Origin of the sequence: Vibrio crassostreae, from assembly GCF_024347415.1 — a bacterium.
GTDB classification, from domain to species: Bacteria; Pseudomonadota; Gammaproteobacteria; order Enterobacterales; family Vibrionaceae; genus Vibrio; species Vibrio crassostreae.
Genome location: NZ_AP025477.1, coordinates 955,521 through 978,719, shown reverse-complemented (window position 1 = coordinate 978,719; position 23,199 = coordinate 955,521). Strand labels below are relative to the sequence as shown.

Annotated in this window: 18 protein-coding genes; 11 read left to right on the top strand and 7 right to left on the bottom strand. The window is 42.1% G+C overall.

Features of this window, described 5'->3' with window-relative positions; all coding sequences use genetic code 11:
- Positions 1–80: 80 nt before the first annotated feature.
- Positions 81–971 carry a LysR family transcriptional regulator gene (locus tag OC193_RS20090; protein WP_048662229.1) on the bottom strand — a complete coding sequence of 297 codons (891 nt, stop codon included), beginning with the start codon at positions 969–971 and terminating at the stop codon, positions 81–83.
- A 244-nt stretch (positions 972–1,215) separates the two neighbouring features.
- Between OC193_RS20090 and OC193_RS20085 the strand changes: the two genes are divergently transcribed.
- Positions 1,216–2,391 (top strand): MFS transporter, encoded by a 1,176-nt coding sequence (locus OC193_RS20085; RefSeq protein WP_048662228.1) that lies wholly within the window; start codon positions 1,216–1,218, stop codon positions 2,389–2,391.
- Between the two features lie 248 nt (positions 2,392–2,639).
- Here the strand turns inward: OC193_RS20085 and OC193_RS20080 are convergent, their stop codons facing one another.
- From OC193_RS20080 to OC193_RS20070, 3 genes are all read right to left on the bottom strand, one after another.
- A complete protein-coding gene (locus tag OC193_RS20080) occupies positions 2,640–5,396 on the bottom strand; it encodes an immune inhibitor A domain-containing protein (RefSeq protein WP_048662227.1) in 2,757 nt (918 codons plus the stop codon).
- Positions 5,397–5,433: 37 nt separating this feature from the next.
- Positions 5,434–5,733 carry a hypothetical protein gene (locus OC193_RS20075; RefSeq protein WP_048662226.1) on the bottom strand — a complete coding sequence of 100 codons (300 nt, stop codon included), beginning with the start codon at positions 5,731–5,733 and terminating at the stop codon, positions 5,434–5,436.
- Between the two features lie 524 nt (positions 5,734–6,257).
- Complete coding sequence (locus tag OC193_RS20070; protein WP_048662225.1) at positions 6,258–7,223, bottom strand: hypothetical protein; 966 nt, start codon at positions 7,221–7,223, stop codon at positions 6,258–6,260.
- 153 nt (positions 7,224–7,376) lie between these two features.
- On the opposite strand from OC193_RS20070, the gene OC193_RS20065 reads away from it, so the two are divergent.
- From OC193_RS20065 to OC193_RS20055, 3 genes are all read left to right on the top strand, one after another.
- Positions 7,377–7,844 (top strand): Lrp/AsnC family transcriptional regulator, encoded by a 468-nt coding sequence (locus OC193_RS20065; RefSeq protein WP_048659952.1) that lies wholly within the window; start codon positions 7,377–7,379, stop codon positions 7,842–7,844.
- Between the two features lie 164 nt (positions 7,845–8,008).
- Complete coding sequence (locus tag OC193_RS20060; RefSeq protein ID WP_048659953.1) at positions 8,009–9,571, top strand: methyl-accepting chemotaxis protein; 1,563 nt, start codon at positions 8,009–8,011, stop codon at positions 9,569–9,571.
- Between the two features lie 170 nt (positions 9,572–9,741).
- Complete coding sequence (locus OC193_RS20055; RefSeq protein WP_048659954.1) at positions 9,742–10,395, top strand: outer membrane beta-barrel protein; 654 nt, start codon at positions 9,742–9,744, stop codon at positions 10,393–10,395.
- Positions 10,396–10,491: 96 nt separating this feature from the next.
- Here OC193_RS20055 and tkt read toward each other — a convergent pair whose 3' ends face one another.
- Positions 10,492–12,483 carry a transketolase gene (gene tkt / locus OC193_RS20050; RefSeq protein WP_048659955.1) on the bottom strand — a complete coding sequence of 664 codons (1,992 nt, stop codon included), beginning with the start codon at positions 12,481–12,483 and terminating at the stop codon, positions 10,492–10,494.
- Positions 12,484–12,570: 87 nt separating this feature from the next.
- Positions 12,571–13,521: a transaldolase gene (gene tal, locus OC193_RS20045; protein ID WP_046209277.1), complete on the bottom strand. Its 951-nt coding sequence runs from the start codon at positions 13,519–13,521 to the stop codon at positions 12,571–12,573.
- 459 nt (positions 13,522–13,980) lie between these two features.
- On the opposite strand from tal, the gene OC193_RS20040 reads away from it, so the two are divergent.
- From OC193_RS20040 to OC193_RS20030, 3 genes are all read left to right on the top strand, one after another.
- Entirely contained in the window at positions 13,981–14,961 is a 981-nt protein-coding gene (locus tag OC193_RS20040) for a sugar-binding transcriptional regulator (RefSeq protein WP_048659958.1), read from the top strand.
- A gap of 289 nt (positions 14,962–15,250) precedes the next feature.
- On the top strand, positions 15,251–18,268 hold the full coding sequence (locus tag OC193_RS20035) for a M6 family metalloprotease domain-containing protein (RefSeq protein WP_048659959.1): 3,018 nt from the start codon (positions 15,251–15,253) through the stop codon (positions 18,266–18,268).
- A 547-nt stretch (positions 18,269–18,815) separates the two neighbouring features.
- On the top strand, positions 18,816–19,700 hold the full coding sequence (locus OC193_RS20030) for a LysR family transcriptional regulator (RefSeq protein WP_048659961.1): 885 nt from the start codon (positions 18,816–18,818) through the stop codon (positions 19,698–19,700).
- Here OC193_RS20030 and OC193_RS20025 read toward each other — a convergent pair whose 3' ends face one another.
- Positions 19,701–20,159, bottom strand: coding sequence for an A24 family peptidase (locus OC193_RS20025; RefSeq protein ID WP_048659962.1), 459 nt, complete (start codon positions 20,157–20,159; stop codon positions 19,701–19,703).
- A 208-nt stretch (positions 20,160–20,367) separates the two neighbouring features.
- On the opposite strand from OC193_RS20025, the gene OC193_RS20020 reads away from it, so the two are divergent.
- The 4 genes from OC193_RS20020 to OC193_RS20005 are packed head-to-tail and all read left to right on the top strand — an operon-like array spanning position 20,368 to position 23,199.
- The gene (locus tag OC193_RS20020; protein ID WP_048659963.1) at positions 20,368–20,580 is read left to right on the top strand and encodes a Flp family type IVb pilin; all 213 of its coding nucleotides are present in this window, start codon (positions 20,368–20,370) and stop codon (positions 20,578–20,580) included.
- A 54-nt stretch (positions 20,581–20,634) separates the two neighbouring features.
- Complete coding sequence (locus tag OC193_RS20015; protein ID WP_048662549.1) at positions 20,635–21,411, top strand: CpaB family protein; 777 nt, start codon at positions 20,635–20,637, stop codon at positions 21,409–21,411.
- Position 21,412: 1 nt separating this feature from the next.
- The gene (locus OC193_RS20010; protein ID WP_048662550.1) at positions 21,413–22,738 is read left to right on the top strand and encodes a type II and III secretion system protein family protein; all 1,326 of its coding nucleotides are present in this window, start codon (positions 21,413–21,415) and stop codon (positions 22,736–22,738) included.
- Positions 22,738–23,199 carry a hypothetical protein gene (locus OC193_RS20005; RefSeq protein ID WP_048662552.1) on the top strand — a complete coding sequence of 154 codons (462 nt, stop codon included), beginning with the start codon at positions 22,738–22,740 and terminating at the stop codon, positions 23,197–23,199. The genes OC193_RS20010 and OC193_RS20005 overlap by 1 nt, the downstream gene beginning before the upstream one ends.

Here is a 23,199-nt window from a genome sequence, read left to right as displayed (position 1 = left end):
GTGGTAATCACTATCATATAACCTTTAAAGCCTTTAACCTGAGGGGTTAAAGGCTTTAATTTAGTCAGCGAATCAACGCGTTAGCCACTCACATTTTGTTTGATCAAATCAATAACTGTATTGTATCGGTGCGGCAGTTTCCGGTTTCGTTTTTGAACCAAATACAGCGTCTCCTCAACCTCTACTTTTGGCGGCACAACGTGCAATTTGTCTCTCTCTGGGAAGTGTTCAACTGCGCCAGCCGGTAATACCGTAAAACCTAATCCTTTTGATACTGGTAGCAATATCTGATGAAGCTGGTTGATGTAGCCAGATTTTGGAATTTCATTGACGTTAATATTCGCTAAGTCTTTATCACCGCATAGGTCGAAGTACAAAGAGAGGTAGTGCGCTGAATCTGGGTGAGCGATAAGTCCAATCTCATGCAGCGTTTGCGGTGTTATTTCTAGGTCGGCGTGGCTATGGTGGACAATAAGACATAGTGCTTCTTTGCCAATGACTTGGCTTTGGTAGTAGCTGTCGTTAGGAGAATGCCTAACAATGCCGATATCGGTAGTGCCTTGGAGTAGGTCATTCAATATCTTTTTGTTTGGAGCCGCTTCCAGGTTTATGCTGAGATCTTGGTGTTGCTGCTGAAGTTCAAGAAGCTTGGGATATAGACGTAAAGAGAGTGAGCCAGAGCAAGACAAATGACATTGTCCTGCATAAGGATTATCAAAACTCAGAGACTCGAAAAGATCTTCTTGGTCTTTCTCTAGCTTGAGCGCATAGCGATACATAATCCGACCTTGCTCGGTTAGCTCGAAGCTCTTATTTTCTCGAGAAAGCAGGTCACAATCACATGCTTGCTCAAGCTTTTTGATGTGTTGGCTGACACCTGGTTGAGTCATGTATAACTTTTCAGCCGTTTGCGTGAAATGGCCAACTTCAACCAGAGTCTTGAATGTGTTGAGCCAAAGCGGATTGATCATACTCGCCTCTCAATGCCGATGTTTGTAGAAACAGGCTAGTGAATAACAAAAAATTATTATTATCTTAAATAATGATAACTTCAACTCTAGAGTGTAAAGCTGCGAAGATCAAAGTACGCTGGATTGAATATTGTTCGAAGCAGAGCTTTCGGTTGTTTGTTGGAGTTGTTTTGAGTAACAAAGTGTTGCGACTTTGTTGATTATTTGGTCTATTGACCAACTGTGCTCATATTTAGGAACTAAGATGAATAGAAATGTTTGGCTGCTCTCACTGTGTCAGGCCTTATTGATGACGGGGAACATCTTACTGATTTCGGTGATTGGCTTGATAGGCAAGCAGATTGCACCCAGTGTCAGCATGATTACTTTGCCCGTTGCGCTTCAGTTTTTAGGCTTAATGGCTGCCACGATTCCTGCGTCTTTAATTTCAGGTAAGCTAGGACGAAAGAGAGGGTTTAGCATTGGTAATGTCGTTGGCATTACAGGGGCAAGCCTTGCTACCTACGCTTTATCTCAGCAGCATTTCTACTTGTTTTGCTTCGCCACATTTTTGCTCGGGATAGGTATTGGTTTTGGTACGCTTTATCGTTTCGCTGCTATCGAAGTGTGTGATGAAAATGCACGACATCGCGCAATTTCTATATCGATGGCTGGTGGCGTTTTAGCTGCGGTATTAGGGCCGAACTTGGCGATTATGTCGCAACAATGGTCGCAAGATGGCTTGTATATTGGCGCTTTTGCTTCTTTGATTGGATTGAACGTTCTTGCGTTACTCATTTTACAAACCATTCAATTTCCAAAAGCCTCTTTTAATAGTCAGGCGCCTAAATCCGATCCTCTTAGTGTGATAGTGAAAGCGCCTAACTTTATTGGTGCTGTGTTTGCAGCAATGGTTGCCTATGCGGTGATGAATATTCTGATGACGGCTACACCATTGGCAATGATTGGCTGTGGTTTCGACTTTACCAAAGCGGCGGGTGTGATTGAGTGGCACGTATTGGGTATGTTTGTCCCTGCCTTCTTTACTGGGTCACTCATCGAGAAGTTTGGTTCAAGAATGATGATCTTGGCAGGTGGGATACTGTTTGTGTTTTGTATTGCCATCAATATCCATGGTGAGTCGATTTGGCATTTCAGAGCGGCTTTGGTTTTACTCGGGGTAGGCTGGAACTTTATGTTCATCGCGGCAACCGGTTTGTTCAGTCAATCTTATCAACCGCAGAACAAAGCGAAGGCTCAAGCGTTTAATGAGTTTGTTGTATTTGGCTGTGTGACAGTAACGGCGTTGCTTTCTGGTTGGTTAGAGTCGACTGCGGGCTGGCAAAACCTCAATATCTACGTATTGCCATTTGTGCTAGCCGTTATTTTATTGTTTGCATTTAGCGCACGTAAATCTCGCATTCAAAAGCAGCCGGTGTGAGTAGTTGTCACCTGCTTGGGTGAGATAGACCTCTTCATTTGAGCAGAGCGTTAGGCTAGCTTTTCCGAAGCACAGACCAATAAAAAGCCCTACCGATGACGGTAGGGCTTTTGCTTACGGCTTAAATAATAACGTTTTCTTAAAACTACTGTCCTGACTCATGCCAAAGACAGCAGTACTTAAGTTGGTTTATCAGTACGCAGGTTATTGTGTACGTACTTATTTCAATGATTTGAGCTGGAAGCGACTTATAGGTCGACCATAATGGTCTTAGTCGTGATCCCGCCTTGGTCATCAATTATCTTCAAGGTCACCTCGTGTTTCCCGTATGAAGGGAAGATAGAAGTGAATGTGCGACCTCGTTTTACTTTTCCATTTGGAAGCGTCCACTCAGTATCAACAATACGACCGTCACTGTCTGAGCTTGTTGACCACATGGTTACCCAGCGTCCCAAGTGGATGTACTTCGCACTTGCTTCCGGTAGGGCGTTTGGAGATTCAACACTCACTACAGAGCTGAACGAACCTGTGGTACCTTTGTCGTCGACAACAGTCAAGATCACCGTGTAATCACCGGCTTGCTCGTAAGTCCACGTTGGCGCTATTTCACTGCTTGTTACGCCGTTGCCGAAGTCCCATAGGTAGCTGATGATTTCGCCATCTTGATCCGAACTGAAGTTGCGAGCTGAGACGTTCAACCCATCTGTATTGAGTTCGAAGTTCGCTGTTGGCGCGATGTTGTGTTGGCTTACTTTCGACAGACGTACCACACCGTATTCGTTGACATCGCTTTGGTTTACAATGTCTACCACCAAGCCAAACTTAGTCAAAATACGACCCGAATCAGGAGCTTGTGGTGATGTGTAATCTTGATCATCATAGAAGCTTGCTGTACCCACTAGGCTTGTGTCCTGAAGCACATCGTTGTCACTGTTCACAAGACGCATAGGAGTATGGTCTTTCAGTGAAAACGCGGCATCACGGACTTGGTAACGTGTTTGAGCGACTTTTCCTGAGTTTTGCCAAATCATGGCATTTTGGTCTGCATCGACCACACCTAACCAGCCTTCTCCTGGATGCTTGCCTACCCAGTTATCAGTGAGCGACTCATCGACATACCAAATGATCAGACCTGGATCGAACGACATGAGCTGGCCCATGCGCTTGATATTCGCTAAGCCTTCATCCACGTCCATATGACTGCGCCATTGCAGTAGGTAGTAGTGTTGAGCTTGATGGAAACCATTGCTCCATTTGAAGCCATTAAGCGCAAAGCTAGAGTTATCTTCGCCGTCATCTACCGCAACCGTGCCGCCGTCAACGACAAGGCTCAGGTTGTCTAAGTAGAAACCTTCCATGGCTAAGCCGCCATCGGTTATGTACTCGAACGAAAGCTCGACTTCTTGTCCTGCCCATTGAGAAACATCAAATTCAGCATCAATCCAGCCGTCAGACTCTCCACCAACCGCAGGAACTAGGCCGGTATTGTAGGGGTCATCCATAGAAGTGATGTTGCCTGCGATGGCTTGTCCGTTCACAAGGACACGAGCAAAATCATAGTCTTTCTCGATTTGGTACCAAGTTTTGAAGGTAAGCATTGCAGAATCGCCCGCCGGGATTTCCAGCTTACGGGTCATGCTATTTTTCAGGTCGTCGCCTTTTTGAGAGTGGAATGAGTACCCACCCTCGAACGGTTTCAAACCTTCGATTTGTTTCTCTGGAAGGTCGACCTTAATCATGTTCGGACGAGAGTTATCTGTCGTTTGGAACAGGGTGTAAATTTGTGGATTGTCTTCCAGGTCATCAATTGAGATTTGGTCATCATTAATCCAACGACCACCAATAGACTTCTGTAGGAAGTGTTTTGCCCAAGAACTGAATGCGGTTGGTTGAGTACCGCCAATTTGACCAGCCCAGCTGCCTGAAGACATGATAGACCAATAAGAAACAGGTTCACCTTTACCCGTGTATTGTGTGTCGTACTCATCTGGAAGGCCTAAATCATGGCCATATTCGTGAGCACAAACACCGGCTGCTGCGTCAATCGGTTGAATCGTGTAATCAAACGCCGCGTACTGGCCATTAAAGCGGTCTGGAAGCGAGCTAGAGGAGCCTTCTAGCACATGTGTGCGCCCAAGGTTGAATCGGTGAGACCAAATTGCATTAGGACCTAACACACCGCCACCGGCTTCTTCACCTACAGAGGCATGGAACACCATTAGGTGATCAATTACGCCGTCTGGCTCACGGAAGTCTCCGTCACCATCGTAATCGTAACGATCTTCGATATCGTAATCAGCGAGGTTGATGCTAGGGTCTTGAGCTAACTGGTTGAGGGCTTCGCGAACGAGCTCTTGAGCATTTAGGTCGTTATCCGTTGTCGGGGAGTTACCACCGTAGAAAGCTGCTGGCTTAGAAGCTCGATACCAACCTGCGGCTTGACCCGCCACACTGTAACTGTCGCCTGACTCACTTTGATAATACTGGCGCATCGAGATTAAGTTTTCACCATTTGGTCCGGTATAGCCTGAATCAGAAAACAGTAACTCTTGGTAGTGTTCTGGGTTGTAGCTCTCGTAGAGCATTTGCGTGTGCTCTTTAGTGAGCTTGTTATCGTCCCAGTTTAGATCAGGGAAGTCGACAAGCAGCGCGAGCACTTTGTCCGTGCGTTTGGTACCCATTTCCAGTGCGAAAACACTCGCTTTTTTGACGCCGGACTCTTTTTCGATGGCTTTTAGAATCTTTGCTCTCAGCTCCATGGCTTTTTTGCCAAATTGCGCATCACCTTTAAAACCCGAATTGATTTTACTTTTTAGGTAACGATCAAGGGCGCTGTGTTTTTCTTGATCGCTAGCGTTTTCATCAACTAAGCCTTGTCTTACTAGCATTTCAATTAGCTTATCTTCATTAACAACACCTAAATCAATAGGTGTTTTAGCATAACTGTTGACGCTAAATAGAGTAATCATTGCTGAAGCCAGCAACGTCTTTCTCATTATCTTCATTACATTTCCTTTTTATATTTCCATGTCGATATTAATATCAACTTCCTTCACCGGTGTTATTCACCGATATTGGTCTAATGCACTCTTTTGGTGCTTTATATACCTGACGTTGGTTTTTTATATCTTTATTTAAATCGAAATTAGGCTGATGGTTCTTATTTGCTTTGGCATTGAGATATATACGCAAAGCTTCTTGGTTATCCTCATAATTTAAGCCGGGACAGATAATGCCTTGTTCAATCAATGACTTCAGCAATGGTTCATCATTCTCTATAGTGGAAGCCTGTGACAGTGAGGATAAGGACAGAACCATTAAAGCCATTGTTTTATGTGACATTGTTATAATTAGCCATTTGTTTCGATTGTGTAACAAAATATATTTATAAAATTAACCAATCAAACTGTAAATTTTTACAAGTTATTGTCTATCCTATTTTCAACATTAAGAGTTAATATCAAATAGCCTTAGATAATTATCTTATTGTCAGTTATTTATTTCATTTCGGTGAATTTATAGTTGATTGTTTTAATAGTAAGTATCAGTGTGGATAATATGGTTATTGTCTCTCGTGTTAATAGAGGTAAGGCTTTAGATAGTAATAAAAATACCTTTATACTTTGTGTTGATATAAGAATAGTGAATTTTATTGTCAGCCCAATGATGGATTATTCGTGTTTAAATTATTTTCACTCGAATTATCACGATTTCTTCGATTGAGGAGAGGTGAAAGCGCTTGTGGGCGCAATGTTACGCAAATTTTTGGGTTGGAGCGGCGAACAAGTTGGGTAGCGAAAAAGCTGATGATAAAAGAGCCTGTGTGTCGGCTCTTTTGCTAAAAGGTTTAAGGTGAGTTTTCGCTGTTATGATTGGGATACGTCGCGATAAAAGTAACGCTCACAAATCGTTGGTTTGACACGTTTAATAGCGTGCGAAATTAAAGCAACGATGAGGACTGAAAATACGATTCTTCCCCAGAATATGGTGTAAAAATTAGCCCCAATCAGCAAGATCAACAAGGTGTCTTCAATCAAACTGTGGAGCAGGTTGAGTAGCATAATGGCGGTAAACACGTTTCTTGCGGCTATATGTCCTTTCTTTGCTTCGTTGATCAATAACCCGCCACCGAACGAAAGACCGAGCGTGATCCCTATGATGGTTAGATTGGTCGCATCTTTGCTGATGCCTAGTAGTCTTAAAAATGGTCGTAGCAGCAGAGCCATTAACTTCTCGATGCCAAGAACCTTTAAAACTTTAAGTAACAGTAGCAGTGCTGAAATCACCATGAATATCACTGCAAAGTTTTTGAGTTGTTCGATAGCCCAACCGATGTAACTGTTATCTGACGATACTTCTGGCTGCCATAAAACGGTTGCTGGATAGTTGAGTAAATCTCCGTATTGATAGCTGAGATTCAGTAGCCATGCCAATACCAAGCTGCCGCCGACTCTGACTGATAAGGTGGCAAGCCAGCTTACGCCTGCTTTTTTCGCTATTGCGCCTTCAATTGGCAATGAATGGGCGAGAAGCATCATGCTGCCTAATACTGAGGCTTGAGCGACAGTAAGGGGTACATCGGAACTGATGAGAATAATCAACCCTGCATAGATGTTAGTGAGTATGGTGGTTGCCCATACCAAGCCCATCTCTTTTGGTAAGCCAACGCTTTCCATTATAGGGCTTAACCATTCGCTAAGAATCACGATACCGCCGAGCTCTTCGATCACTTTTATCACGATGATGATTGGAATCATGATTCGAAACAGCGTCGATGTGACATCGAAAATCTCTTTAAGGAGTTCTTTAAAAAATTGATAAGTGAATTTCATTGTTACGACCATTGTTCGATTATGTTGTATGAGAAGATCTTATCGCGATTGCTGTGATCGTAATTTTGAAATTGCTTTGTGAAGTTGCGTGAAATTTTTTAATTGTCGTAGAATTGGAAATTATAAGTCACAAAGCTGTGGTTGTAAGAAATTATGGAAATAGACCGAATAGATCGAAGCATTCTCGTAGAGCTTCAAAAGAATAACCGAATTCCTAATCAGGCGCTGGCTGAGGTTGTTGGCTTGTCACCACCTGCTTGTTTAAAGCGAGTAAGGCGCTTGAGAGAGGAGGGCGTAATCGTCGGTGATGTGTCTATCATCAATCCTGAGCTTACAGGCAGTAAGATGACTTTGGTTGTGTCTGTAGAAATGGAGCGAGATCGAGGGGACATCTATCAGATATTTCGCCACTCTATTTCGAAGGCTGCGGAAGTGACTCAGTGTTACCAAATTTCAGGCAGCTTTGACTTCATGTTGATTGTTACGGTCAAAGACATTCAAGCTTATGAAGATTTTGTTGAGCGGGTGCTGCGTAAAGATTTGAACATTCGTAAGTTCCACACCTCTGTGTCAATGAGAACTGTGAAGTTTAGTACCGCCGTGAACTTAGATGAGTCGTAATCGTTAGATTGAAGAGACGTGAGGCATTGAGCTTTGTGAGGTACCTGGCTTATTTTTGTTTAAATAGCAGGCATTTACACAAAATGTGATGTTCACATTTTGTCATAACTTTAATAATTGTATATATTCCTCGCCTAAAATAATAATTAACAAAAGTTAATATAATGACTGTCAGCTCATCTTCTCAATCTCGTGAAACGCTTCTCAGCGAAAACGAACAACTCGTATCAACCACCGACCTTAAAGGCGTGATTACTTATAGTAATGATGCTTTTTGTCGCATCGCAGAATACAGCCAGCAAGAATTGCTAGGACAACACCACAATATTGTTAGGCATGGTGATATGCCTAAAGCGGCGTTTGCCGATATGTGGGTTAATCTGAAGCAAGGTAAGGCATGGCGCGGGATTGTAAAAAATAAGACTAAATCTGGTGGATATTACTGGGTCGATGCTTACGTTACTCCAATCTACGAGAGCGGCAAGGTGAGTGGTTATCAGTCTGTTCGTGTTAAACCGAAGAACGAGTGGGTGCAGATTGCAGATAAGGCCTACCAAGGCTTATTGAAGGCTGAGAAATCTGGCCGCCAATGGTCATTGCAGATCAGTGATAGTGTTCGCTATGCCGTGTTGTTGGGTTCTCTGGCTGCGCCTCTGATTTCAAATCTTGTCGAAGTAGGGCAGGTATCCCAATGGCTTCTTAGCTTGCTGCCTGTTTCAGCATTAGCTCTGCTTTTCCGACAAGAGCTGATTGATACTCCTTTACAGCTGAAAAAACTGCAGTCGAAATTCGACAGTGTGAGCCGCCTTGTTTATTCAGGTAACAGCAAATTCTCCGTAGCCGATTTTCACTTAAAACTTTTGTCTGCTCGAATTCGCACGGTACTCGGCCGTATGACTGATTCTGCGAAACCGCTGCAGGACTTAGCCGATAATCTGAATGCCACATCATTTGAAGTATCAGAAGCGTTAGATCAACAAACAAAAGACATTCTACAAGTGCGTGAAGCAACGGAAGAGGTTGAAGTCACCGCGAACGAGGTATCTTCTCGTACTGAAGAAGCGCACCAGATTGTTGATGTGACTTTGCAAACCTGTGCCGGCGCTAAAGAGAGCATTAATCAAACTCATCAAAACTTAGAGAGCCTAGCTTCTCAGGCCGAAAAGGCGACGCAAACGACTTACCAACTGAGCGACCAAGCGCAGAGCGTAAGCAAGATTATGGAAGAGATTGGTGGAATCGCCGAACAAACAAACTTGTTGGCATTGAACGCTGCGATTGAAGCGGCTAGAGCGGGCGAACAAGGACGAGGTTTTGCCGTCGTTGCCGACGAAGTACGCGCGCTATCGGGTCGAACGTCAAAGGCTACGGTTCAGATCAAAGAGAGTATTGATACCATGCTGGCAACGATTGAAGGCTGGCAAAAAGATATCCTTGCAAACAGAGAGCAAACGGATGCGTGTGGTGATGTTGCAAAGGTGAGTGCCGAGCGCTTGTCGGAAGTTGAAAACCTAATGCAATCCATGAACGAATTGATGCAGTCTGTTGAAAGTTCTGCACATAAGCAACGTGAACTGTCGAGTGAAGTAAATCTACATATGCAGTCCATCGCCTCGACCGCAGAGCAAAACTTGGTTGCCACGCATTCAGTCAAAGACCACTCCACAGAGTTGAAAGAGCAAGTGAATGAGTTTTATCAATTGGCGAAGCGTTTCGAAGAAAAATAGCTGCCACAGCTAGTCTGAGTCAGATTTAAGGGAAAGCCTTGCTTATAGTGCAAGGCTTTTTTATAGGTTAAAAGTGACGGTTAGAAAAGCTTTGAAACAAAAATAAAACATCGTTCAATTGTGATTAAGTTACACTTCCCATATCCCACGTTAATAACAGAGTTACCAACATGCGTCCCCTTATTGTTACCGCCATTGTTTTGAGCTTAACGAGTTTCCCCTGCTTAGCGTCAAAAGGCTCTAATTATCTCTATACTGGGTATCAGAATACGAGAGTCAGCGATGATGGTTTCCAAGATTACTTTGGCGGAGCCTACAACAATTCAGGAAGTAAGCAACTTTACGGTGGTTATTTCGGTGGAAACTATGCATTAAACGATGCTTTCTTCTTAGGTTTTGATTCGTCCGCGACGACACGCTCTTCAACGACATTGTCTGACTTATCTATTCACTTAGGTGTGTACCACTCTGTCAGCCAACAAGTTGAATTGTATGCCTCTGGTGGTGTTAATTGGGTCAGACCGGAAAGGCGCTCTTCGTGCCGTAATGACACCATTTGGGATCCGTGTGATCGAGAGACCATTAAAAATTACGATGAGGGTTTTATTGGTGAGGCGGGGGCGGTCGTTTCACTCAATGATCGTTGGTCACTGCAACCTTTTTATCGCTATTCAGATACCCATCAACATGGTCTAAATAATTTCGGGATTGTGAGTTCAGTTGATATTCTTTCTTGGCTCGCTGTCGATGCTGGATATGACCATACTTATAGCAAAAACCTAAAGCAGAATACGATTCGAGTGGGGGCGCGGTTTACGTTTTAGCGGCTAAAGGCGCAAAGATACAAAAAAGCCCCGCATTTTCATGCGGGGCTTTCTGTATGCATCAACCCATTTGAGGGCGAGACAGTGTATTCAAGATTAAGCTAGAAGCTCTTTCGCTGTGTTTACTACGTTTTCAGTAGTGAAACCGAACATCTTGAATAGCTCACCTGCTGGTGCAGATTCGCCGAACGTTGTCATACCGATGATCTTGCCACCGAAACCAACGTATTTGTACCAGAAGTCAGCGATGCCAGCTTCTACAGCGATACGAGCAGTTACGTCAGATGGAAGTACAGACTCACGGTACTGCGCGTCTTGCTTGTCAAATGCGTCAGTTGCAGGCATAGATACTACGCGTATTTTCTTACCTTCAGCCGTTAGTTCAGCAGCAGCGTTAACCGCTAGTTCAACTTCAGAACCTGTTGCGATAAGGATAAGCTCAGGTTTGCCTTCACAATCTTTCAGGATGTAACCACCCTTAGCGATGTTAGCTACTTGCTCAGCGTCACGATCTTGCTGTGCAAGGTTTTGACGAGAGAAGATAAGTGCAGAAGGACCATCTTTACGCTCGATTGCTAGTTTCCAAGCAACAGCAGACTCAACTTGGTCACATGGACGCCATGTGCTCATGTTTGGCGTTAGACGTAGAGAAGCGATCTGCTCAACTGGTTGGTGAGTTGGACCATCTTCGCCTAGGCCGATAGAATCGTGCGTGTAAACTTGGATGTTCTGAGTTTTCATCAGAGCAGCCATACGCATAGCGTTACGCGCGTATTCCATGAACATTAGGAACGTTGCGCCGTATGGTACGAAACCACCGTGCAGAGCGATACCGTTCATGATCGCCGTCATACCGAATTCACGTACACCGTAGTGGATGTAGTTACCAGAGAAGTCGTTTGCTTCAAGAGACTTAGAACCAGACCACATAGTCAGGTTAGAAGGCGCAAGGTCAGCAGAGCCACCCATGAATTCTGGTAGCATAGCACCGAATGCTTCTAAAGCATTTTGAGACGCTTTACGTGATGCGATGTTTGCTGGGTTAGCTTGAAGGTCAGCGATGATTGCTGATGCTTTCTCTTCCCATTCAGCAGGAAGATCACCGTTTACACGGCGTTTGAATTCAGCTGCCAGCTCAGGGTATGCTGCTTCATAAGCTGCAAGTTTCTCGTTCCACGCTGCTTCCTTAGTTGCGCCTGCTTCTTTCGCATCCCACTCTGAGTAAACTTCCGACGGAATTTCAAAAGGACCGTGCTCCCAACCTAATTCTTTACGTGTTGCTGCAATTTCTTCAGCGCCTAGTGGTGCACCGTGACAGTCGTGCGTACCTGCTTTGTTTGGAGAACCAAAGCCAATCACTGTTTTAGTACAGATTAGAGTAGGGCGAGGGTCTGCTTTAGCTGCTTCAATCGCTGCGTTGATAGCGTCAGAGTCGTGGCCATCTACTGCTGGGATTACGTGCCAGCCGTAAGCTTCGAAACGCTTAGGTGTATCGTCAGAGAACCAACCTTCCACTTCGCCATCGATAGAGATACCGTTGTCATCCCAGAAAGCAACCAGCTTACCAAGACCTAGCGTACCCGCTAGAGAACATGCTTCGTGAGAGATACCTTCCATCAGACAGCCATCACCCATGAATGCATAAGTGTAGTGGTCTACGATGTCGTGGCCTTCTTTGTTGAACTGTGCCGCTAGCGCTTTCTCTGCCATAGCCATACCAACAGCGTTAGTGATGCCTTGACCTAGAGGACCAGTAGTCGTCTCGATACCTGGTGCGTAACCGTACTCTGGGTGACCTGGAGTCTTAGAGTGCAGTTGACGGAAGTTCTTAAGATCTTCAATTGAAAGCTCGTAACCTGCTAGGTGAAGCAGAGAGTAAATAAGCATAGAGCCGTGGCCGTTAGACAGGATAAAACGGTCACGGTCTGCCCACTCTGGGTTTGCTGGGTTGTGGTTTAGGTGAGAACGCCAAAGTACTTCAGCGATGTCAGCCATACCCATAGGTGCGCCTGGGTGACCAGAATTTGCTTGTTGTACGCCGTCCATGCTTAGAGCACGAATAGCATTAGCTAGATGTTTGCGATTCATAAGAACTTCCGAATAAAAATTAAGAAAAACAAAATTGATAAAAGTAGGGGAACTGAACGTTCCCCTATTTGAATTTGGTAAGAGTGATTACAGCTTAGCTGCGATCATGTCTTCTAGTTTGCCTTGGTCAACGGCGAAGTTGCGGATGCCTTCAGCCAACTTCTCAACAGCCATTGCATCTTGGTTGTGATCCCATAGGAACTCAGCGTGAGTCATCGCTGCTGGACGCTCTTTAGTACCGTTAGAGTCGATTAGCTTCTCTACTACTTCGCCTTCTGCTGCTTCTAGGTCTGCTAGAAGTTGAGGTGCGATAGTTAGACGGTCACAACCAGCAAGTTCAAGGATCTCGCCGATGTTACGGAAGCTTGCGCCCATAACAACAGTCTTGTAACCGTGGTCTTTGTAGTAGTTGTAGATATCTGAAACAGAGATTACACCTGGATCTTCTGAAGCTTCGAAATCACGACCTTCTTTCGCTTTGTACCAGTCCATGATGCGACCTACGAAAGGAGATATTAGGAATACGCCAGCTTCAGCACAAGCACGAGCTTGAGCGAAAGAGAATAGAAGCGTTAGGTTACAGTTGATGCCTTCTTTCTCTAAGATTTCAGCTGCGCGGATGCCTTCCCAAGTAGAAGCCAGTTTGATAAGGATGCGGTCATTAGTGATGCCAGCGTCGTTGTACATTTTGATAAGTTGACGAGCTTTAGCAACACTGCCTTCCATGTCGTAAGAAAGACGAGCATCTACTTCTGTAGAGATACGGCCAGGTACAACTTTCAGGATTTCTTTACCGATGTTTACGTTAAGCATGTCGCAAGTGTCTTGAACTTGCTGTGCTTTGTCATCGCTTTGCGCTTTAGCGTATTCGATAGAAGCATCGATTAGAGGTGCGTACTCAGCAATTTGAGCAGCTTTAAGAATTAGAGATGGGTTAGTTGTTGCATCTTCAGGAGTGTACTTGCTGATAGCTTCAATATCGCCAGTGTCAGCTACAACAGTTGTTAGTTTACGAAGTTGCTCTAATTTATTGCTCATTTTGATCATCCTATGTATCGCATAACACCTCATTAATGGGAGAGGTGTGGGCATTTGCAAGCTAACTAATGAAGTTCTCAATGGTTGTACCAGTGAGCCAAACTTACATTAATTTAAATTTTTCTCCGAACGAACATTTGCACAGAACATTTGATCGCTCGATGAGTAAATGATGTAGCCATATTTATCCGATCTAGCACCAAAGTCAACGGTAAATAGTCCTGTATGGTGACTTCAGTCAAATATATTTCGCTCTAGTAATCATGGGGTATGCAGGCAAACGTTTAACGGGCATGGAGAGGTGAATTAATCAACAATAAAACCAAGGCTATCACCGTGAACAAATGTTCCTTGTTGTTACATATGTTCACGGTGTAAACTTGTGTATCACTTGCTGATGCATCGAACATTTGTTCTCAAAGCAGGTAAAATAATTGTTAAATATAGGTTGCGTGGTATATGAGTAAGAATATCCAAGATGTTTCCGAAGAAAACACTGATCTCCTCACTGAAGTGGCGGTAGCTTATTATCAGGATGGCGCGACACAAGAAGAGATCTCCAAAAAGTACTCTATCTCTCGTGCAAAGGTTGGTCGAATGCTCAAACAAGCCCGAGACGAGGGTATTGTTGAGATCACCGTGAAGTACCATCCAGTATTCAGTGCCAAGATAGAACAACGCTTGATTGAGCGCTTTGGTGTGAAACGTGCGCTCGTGGCACTAGATCAACCGAACGAAGAGAAGCAGCGACTTCAAGTTGCAGGTTTAGTGTCTAACTACCTAACCAGTACACTGAAAAACGGCATGGTGGTGACAGTAGGCCAAGGTCGTAACGTATCTTCTGTTGCTCACCATACTGGTGTAATTACTCCTCGTGATTGTAAGTTCGTGTGTGGTATCGGCGGTATTCACCCAAGAGGCGGTATGTTTAATGCCGACCATATATGTAGGCAGTTAGCCAAAAAATACGGCGGCTCGTCTGAGACCTTGTATGCGCCCGCTTATGCAGAAAACAAAGCACAAAAAACCGCATTCATGGAAAACAGTACCGTTAAGCAAACACTCGATCTAGCCAGAAAAGCAGACGTTGCTTTGGTCGGTATTGGTGATATGAGTGAAAACAGTTATATGGTCGACTTAGGTTGGTTTACTGCGGGTGAAGTTGTTCAGTCTCGCTTATTACAAGGTGTCGTAGGTGACTTCGCGGGTTATGACTTTTTTGATGTACACGGCAAAGCAGCAAACACAGTAATGAGTGATCGAGTCATAGGCTTAGGCTTAGAGGAGTTTCGCCCAATAGCGGAAGTTATTGCTATCGCAGCAGAGAACAGTAAGCCATTAGCTCTCTTAGGTGCACTAAGAACAGGTGTGGTTGACGTGATTGCGACTAGTGTAAGCAATGCTTTGACGGTACTTAACTTAGATGAGCAGATGAAATAGGTGTAAATGAGCTATTTTTATTTGCCTTCCTAATTAAATAAAAATCCTATCTAACTAAACTATCAATTAACCTGTGAGTAGAATGCTAATATTTTAAATTATACTAATAATTTTAAATGTAATTTTATTTGGTTATAAAATTTATTTATAACCAAATTAACCATAAATAATATTTATAGGTTTAGTCGGAAAGTTAATTGGTTAATATAATTCACCATTGATAAAGTCTCGTTTCATTTAATAAACGAATTATCTATTTAAAGATTATTCGCCCAACGAGACTTTTATAATGAGGATAAAATTAATTTGTACATTTATGACGGCAGTCATTGCTGTCTTTTCTGTACAAGCGACCACTTTACCTGCGCCAACTTGGCACATGATGACTTTTATTGATGGCAGTACAAAAGAGCTGCGATTAATGGGGTCACAACATATGTTTTGGTACCAAGACCATGATGGACACCTGTATGTTCAGGATCCAGATAATCAATGGTATTTTGCTAAATATGTAATTAGTGATAACGGAGTAGGAACGGTTATTTCAACGGGCGTACTGGCTTCGAGTGGTGCTGAGGTACCAATTGAATCAAACATCAAAAATTTAAAAATCGATTCAATACACGTCAATGAATCTTTTGACTCACCGGCTGCAAACCACAAAAGATTTACTCCGAGACAAAGGCAACGATCATCATTATATAGCACTTCGACTAAAAATATCACTGAGCAGGCTCTGCTGGTTGTACAAGTCAGTTTTTCAGACGAACAGATAGAGAATGATTTTCAGTCGACGATATTTGGTGAAAATCAGCAAAGTGTTCAAGATTACTTTCTTAAAAATAGTTACGGGAATTATAAAGTTGTTCCAGCGAAAGAAAGTGAAGGGACTAAAAACGACGGTGTTATTAATGTCACGTTGGACATAGAACATCCTAATTGTCATTCCAAATCTGAAAGTAACTGCCAAAGTAAACTCAATAATGTGTTCAAAAAAGCTTATGAAGCATTAGATGTTGACTTTAATCTTTCTCAATACGACTACAACAATGACGATAGTATTGCTCCTCAGGAACTGTCCGTCATGTTCGTCTTTGCGGGTAATGACAAGTCAAGTGGTACACAAAAAACGCCTACGATTTGGCCGCATAAGTTTGCCCACAGAACTGTCCAGATAGATGGAAAGCGCATTAGCGCATATTGCCTCTTCGCAGATTATCAGGATGATCATCAATCGACCATGGGGGTTATTGCCCACGAGCTTGGGCATCTGATGTTAGGGCTACCGGATTTATATTCTTATAAGCATGATGGTTCTATTGGGCATTGGGGTTTAATGGGAGGCGGGAGCTGGGGGAGTAAACCCAGTGATCAATATGCCGGAGAAACGCCGGTTAATATGTTGGCGTGGAGTAAAGAGGCATCCGGATTTTTAAAGCCGAAAGTACTCTCCAATAACGGTCGTATCGAAATAGACACTATAAAGGGCGAAGGAGTTATTCATCTTGATCCTTACCTTAAGCAATTTGGGCCGCGTGCTTACGTTGAAAACAGACGCAAAAACAATTATGACCAAGCGCTTCGTGGCGAAGGTTTGTTGATTACAGCTGTGAATATCGATAATCAATTCAACAGTTCAGGTCCGATGCAAGTGCAGGTATTCCAAGCCGATGGAGAGGGGTTACTAGAAAGCGGTTTCTCTTCTGGAGATGCTGGTGATGTCTTTCCTGGTAGAGATTCGGTTACCAACCTCTCGGATGATTCAGAACCTTCCTTAACAGCGATTACTGCTGGCAGAAAAACAGATATCACAATAACTAACATTTCTAGCGATGATGCCAAAGCGAGTTTCTCTCTTTTGGTTCCAAATTCAAACAACAAATCGTCTTGGGTCACTTCTTTCGGAAGAACCTACCCACGTTATAACGCAAATATTAATGTTCTCGGCTTCCCTATAGATGTTGTCAAAGGAAACCAAAATATTGCAGGAATACATTTTTACGCGAAGGCAACGAGTGTCGCGATGCCGATGTTTTATCGTCTAGTCGAATACCCATACCAATCTAGATTTGGCAATGCAGTTATTGATGAGAGCGTAGCTCGATTGTTACACCGAGGCGTCGCTCAGCAAGACGGTGGACAAGTCATTTTTGATGAGAAGATCAAGCTTGGCTTGGGCTCAAAGTTGATTGTGTTAGAGATTGAAAATGGTACTCCGGAATACTCTACTCAGTTTTTGGACGCATATTTAGGAGATGGACAAAGAAAAAAGCAATTTTCAGGTACGATTTCTGATTATAAAACGCAAGGCTTGGGGCGCGGGTTTGGACAGAACTTCCCTTTTGCACTGCTTTTTGAATTACCAACTACAGCCAAACCTATTGCTGTCGACGATAAGATTTCTACCGATGAAGACATTCCTTTTCTGCTTAACCTACTAGCGAATGATATCAACTTACCTAAGCCAAATAATTATTCAATTGAAATCGGGCAGAAGCCAACAAAAGGCGTGATAAAAGGTGAGACATATTACCCTTTAGCTGATCAGTTTGGTCGTGACAGCTTTACGTATCGTCTGGTAGATGGGCGAGGAGAGGAGACGGACTTTGCGCGTGTAGACGTTGATATTAAATCAGTGAATGATGCTCCCGAGTTAACGCTCGATAGATCAAATGCCAAGTCTGAGCCTGGTGAAACGGTGATATTTAAGGTCACTAATATTACAGATGTTGATTCTTCAGAGCATCAAATAACGTGGTCTCAAGTTCAAGGTCCAAGGCTGTCGCTGAGTGATTCACAATCTAAAGTACTTAAAGTAACAATCCCTAGTGATGCTGCTGAAGGGGAGCAATATAGGTTTGTCGTTCTAGTGCAAGATTCATTAGGAGGTTATGCAAAGCAGTTTGTAGTGGTTGATGTGCGAAGAAAGCAAGCATCATTATTAGGCACTAAATCGCTACAAGTAAAATATGGAGATGAAATCGATCTAATCCCTAATATTAATGAGGATGTTTACACATTATATATATTGGACTCTCCACGTAACGGTATTGCAAAAATTGTAGATAGTAAGATTATTTATAATGCACCTGCTCAACGTAAGTTAGCTTTATATGACACTATTAAATATAGAGTTTTATCTGCCGATGGAGGCGAGTGGATAGGTTCGTTTGACATCGAGGTGTTACCGAATATTTCAAATGAATCTGCTGTAACATTAACTCAGAGCGACTCGTCAGGAGGAAGCTCCTCACTGCCTCTGATTCTTATGTTGTGCTTGCTCCTTCGGTTACGACAGCGCCGATAGAATAAAGTGAAATGAAAGAGCTATATTTTTAGCTCTTTTTTATTCGCCTACAAACGTGAGTCAGCGCAAAAATGGAATGATTTGTCGCATTTCTGATTCTGGACTTGCATTAATAGGTGCTTAGTTTCATTTGAGTGCAACATTGATCACAAAAATGGACAATGGTTCAATTGAGTGACTTTCGAGCTTTAGCATTATAAATGATGAATATTTACATAAATTTCAACGATTTTCGGTAATCAAAAGGTGGTGGATGCATAGGTTTTGGTTATAATTGTGTTGACTGTCATTTACCCGGGAAAGGTGTTGTGTAAGGACTTTGGTACGAGAATGGCACACAAAATATGTTGTTTGTAAAAGCACATAGGGATTTGTGAATCAGTTGTTGGTCACGATAAATGTATTTATTTGTATAGGTGCATATAAACATTATTTATGAGTATATAAATAATGTTTTTTTGTATCTGTATGACACTATTGTTACTTTTACGCTGATTTTTAATAAGAATAATTAATAAAAGAACGCAACATCGGGGTAGTTTGCACCATGAAAAACGTCAACAGGTCTATCGACGTCAAATATTTAAGAACATTTTCACACGTTGCTAAGCACAAAAGTTTTACTGCGGCCGCTGAGTCTTTATTTATGACACAGCCTGCGGTATCTCAGCATATTAAAAAAATAGAAAGTACAATCGGGGCAAGTATTTTCGATAGAAAAGAAGGATTTTTACTCACTAAACATGGAAAAGTATTACTCGATTATGCAGACCAAACAATGTCTATGTACGAAAAGTTGTTTGAAGATCTGGAAAAGGTAGAATTAAGAGATCAATTCAATATAGCGATTGCCGAATCATTTTGTTTCGATATGGTTGAGCGTGTAATCAATGAATTTAGAATGTTGAACAATATAGATTTGTCCATAAACAGTTTTACGAATTCTTCTCTATTGGACTCTTCTCGTTATGATTTAATATTCACGATGGATCGGATTTCACAGGAGAATGGAAAGTCCTATCAACTAAAGACGGTTAATTACGTTATCGCACATTCAAACTCTCTTGACCCACATGAGTGTTATCCACAGAGGGTTGTATTTTGTAGCTCTCTACCCAAGTCCTATGTCCAAGAGCTACTTAACGACTATAATATTGATTCTTCACATGTGACCAGTTGGGTAAAAACAAGCTCATGTCAGTTCCTAAAAAATGAATTGGATACAAATGGTACTATTCTAATTTTTCCTGAGTGGGCTGTATGTAATAATAATTGTAAGACAATACCGTTACGTCAAAAAGTGAACATGTATGTTTGGTGTAGTGACGAAATTTCACAAGAGTTAGAGACGTTAGGTATTAAAGATAAGATTCAGCAACTATTTCAAATTAGTGACATTTCGACGCCTGAGCTGAAAAATAGTATTATGTAATTAGTTTGATAATATTGATACAGTGCTAAAAATGAAACAACTTAGAGCAATAGGCATCCCGTAAGGGATGCCTTTTTTATAGCTATCAAACCCCGCCATTTTTCCTATTACGTACATAATGGAAACTAAGAAACCACCGAGAAACCCTATAAAAATCAATGTCATTGTAACCAATTCTGGTTGTATGCCAATGATTAATGCAAAAAGTAACTTCACATCCCCAGCCCCAATTACTCCAATATACCAGAGTATAAAAAATACTATGAAGCACAATGCTGCTGTGGGTAATGATGACATTAGATAGCCGTTATATAACGCGACGAAAATACTAAATGCTAAAGCTATTTTATTGAGGTTGTTTGGTATTTTTCTATACTTCCCGTCAAAAAAACATACAAAAAGTAATATTGAGAAATTTACAGAAATTAAGGTGGAGTAAATTAATAAATCTATATTCATAAATATAGAGTATAGACAAGTATTATCTATATCAACATAAATTGGATTTCTGATTCTTATACCAATATAAGAATAGCTTATATTGGCAAGATAAGTTTATGTTATGCGTTCATAATAACTATTAATTGGATGTATATTTTTATATCGAGTAGATTTAATTTCGCAATTTCAATTAGACCCAAGGTCGATATACTTTTAGAGGATTACTATGTACTACCAAACTTTAGCAAAACTGGCTGAACTAAAAATGAAGTTCGAAGATGATATTCGCGGAGTTACTGCCGTGGAATATGCAATTATTGCTGTTGTAATGTCAGCTCTAGTACTTGCCGCGTTTCAAACTGATGCACTTAAAAATGCTATCACTGGTGCGTTGACTAAGGTGACAACCAACTTGACCACAGCTACTACAGGCAAATAATTAGCCACTAAGAATCATATATTAAGGGGCTTAGGCCCCTATTTTAGGCTTAATATGAACAGAATTATCATTCTCCTTCTTGTTGCTTTTTCTATTTTTTCTACATTGATTTATATCAATGTTAACTATATTTCAGCTGATGAAGAACCACAGGAAGTACAGCAAAAAGAAGAACCTAAAGTCAGTATTTTAGTTACTCAGAAAGCGATTAAACGTTCCCAACCGTTAACACCTAATTTCTATGACAAGAAATTTGTCCATATATCTGACTTAGATGGCTCCTACTACATGTTAGAAGACGATCTTATTGTTGAACCTGGCGCTCTATTTAAAGAAGACATCTCCGAAGGCACATACTTAACACAAGATATGATCTCCAACCCTGGAGACCGAGATTATATGTACTTGTCATTAAATGACGGTGAATTACCTTATTTTTATGAAGTTACCGGTATCGGAGTGGTACAAACCGCAACGCTTACTCCTGGTGACAAAGTGAGCTTTGTTTCCACAACCTCTTCAAAATCGAATCTAGTTGAGAATGGGTATGGTGATATCGGTGATCTCGTTAGCCGAGTGATTATTAGTGGAGCTCGCGTGCTGCAGGTAATAAAAGGCAGCGAAGATACTGATTCAGAAGATGCCGAAGACAAAAAATACAGTTTAGTTATTGCATTAAATATGCGCAGTGTTTTGAAACTCGAAATGGCTCAAAAAATCGGTGATGTGAATATCATTCCATCTGAAATCGAGAATCGCTATTTATCTATTCGCAGCAGTGATCTTTTAGAAACTCAGTTCGGTGTTAGAGAATTACGTGGTAAGGAATAACATGACTTTAAAGAACAAAAATATAGCCTTGCTATTGTGGGGGATTCTTTCATGCCCATTACTCGCATCAGAATTAATGAACTTGGATCAAGGCGCTGCGAAAACGATTAATTTGAAGCGACAGATATCAACGGTATTTGTTGCGAATCAAGAAATAGCTGACTACAAAATTATCGATGAAAATAAGGTTGTGGTTTACGGTGTTGGCCAGGGCACGACTTCAGTGATCGTTTATGATCGAGGTGGAAACGAAATTTACAATGCTGAATTAGTCGTTAATCAAAGCTTGCGACTACTTAAGCAAACGTTAATTGCTCGATTTCCTGATGAAAATGTTGTGGTTTCCAATGTCGGAGATCAAGTCGTGTTGGATGGTATTGTCGGTAGTGAAGAGCTCAAACAAAAGATTAATCGACTCGTCGGGGAAATGCTGAAGAAAGATCGTCGCCGTGCAGCTTATGAACTAAGGGATGCAGACGGTGAGGCTTTAGATGAGCTGGAGTACACGGCACAGTACAACTACGACCAAGTCATTAATAATTTAAAAGTTCTCACCACTGAACAGATAAATGTAAAGCTAACGGTTGCAGAAGTTTCAAGTTCTTTTCTAACCGAACTGGGTGTGACATACAGTGATAGTGGCGAGCCAGGTACTTTTGTTAATAAGCTCCTTGATTTTACGGCTCAAGACATTGTTTCTGTTATCTCTGCAAGTGGTGATGACAAAATCGGTCGCGTATTGGCAGAACCCAACCTTTCTGTTATTTCGGGTGAACAAGCCAGTTTCCTTGCCGGTGGTGAGATCCCAATTGCGGTACGAGACGAAGACGGAATTACTATTTCTTACAAAGAATACGGCGTTAAGTTAGCCATGGTAGCCAAGGTTACTGACACGGAAAACATCCGCTTAACCTTGATACCTGAAGTCAGCTCTATTGATGAATCGAACAAAACAACGACGGGTTTAATCTCGGTCCCTTCTTTGAGAACTCGACGAGCTCAAACGACGGTTCACTTAAAAGACGGTCAAAGTTTTGTACTAGCGGGGCTTTTAACATCAGAAGAGCGTGAATCGTTAACCAAGATTCCAATTTTGGGGGATATCCCAATCTTAGGTGCTCTTTTTAGTCACACTTCCACAAACCGCTCTAAAACTGAATTGATCATAGTTGCGACCGTTAATCTGGTTGATCCAGTCGAGCAAGAGCAAGTCAAGTTGCCAAGTTTTAGACGCACAAGTGATCTAGAACGATTGCTAAGAATAGATCTCTCAAATCTCGATGAGCCGGAGCTTGAAAACACGATAAACCAAGGAGGGTTCAACTAATGAGATGGATCGTTATTACTTTAATCGCTTTGATTACTTCTGCTTGTACCCACGTTGATACATCCAACTCTAGTGTGATTGAGCAATTAGAAGAGCGTTTTGAATTTGATATGGCGAATGGTGAAGATTCAATGTCTCGCTCTGTGGCTTTTATCCGAGAACTCAATGCGAGAGAGCCGAAAGCAACGTTCTACGTTAAGTATAAGCCTGATGTGAGTGAGTTTGTCGCTAAGTTACGCGATAGATTCAAATCAGAGTCTATTGCGAAAGACCGATATAAAGTGGAGCTTGCTGATAATGACCAAGAGAAAAATATCCTGATCATAGGTCGATATGTCCGAATTAAAAGCAGTGATTGTGGAGTGATGGTGTTCTCGCAACGCGAAGATTATCAATTTGGTTGTAGTGTTGAGCATAACCGAAACATTAGCTTGGTTAACCCAATTAAGAAGGCGAAATAA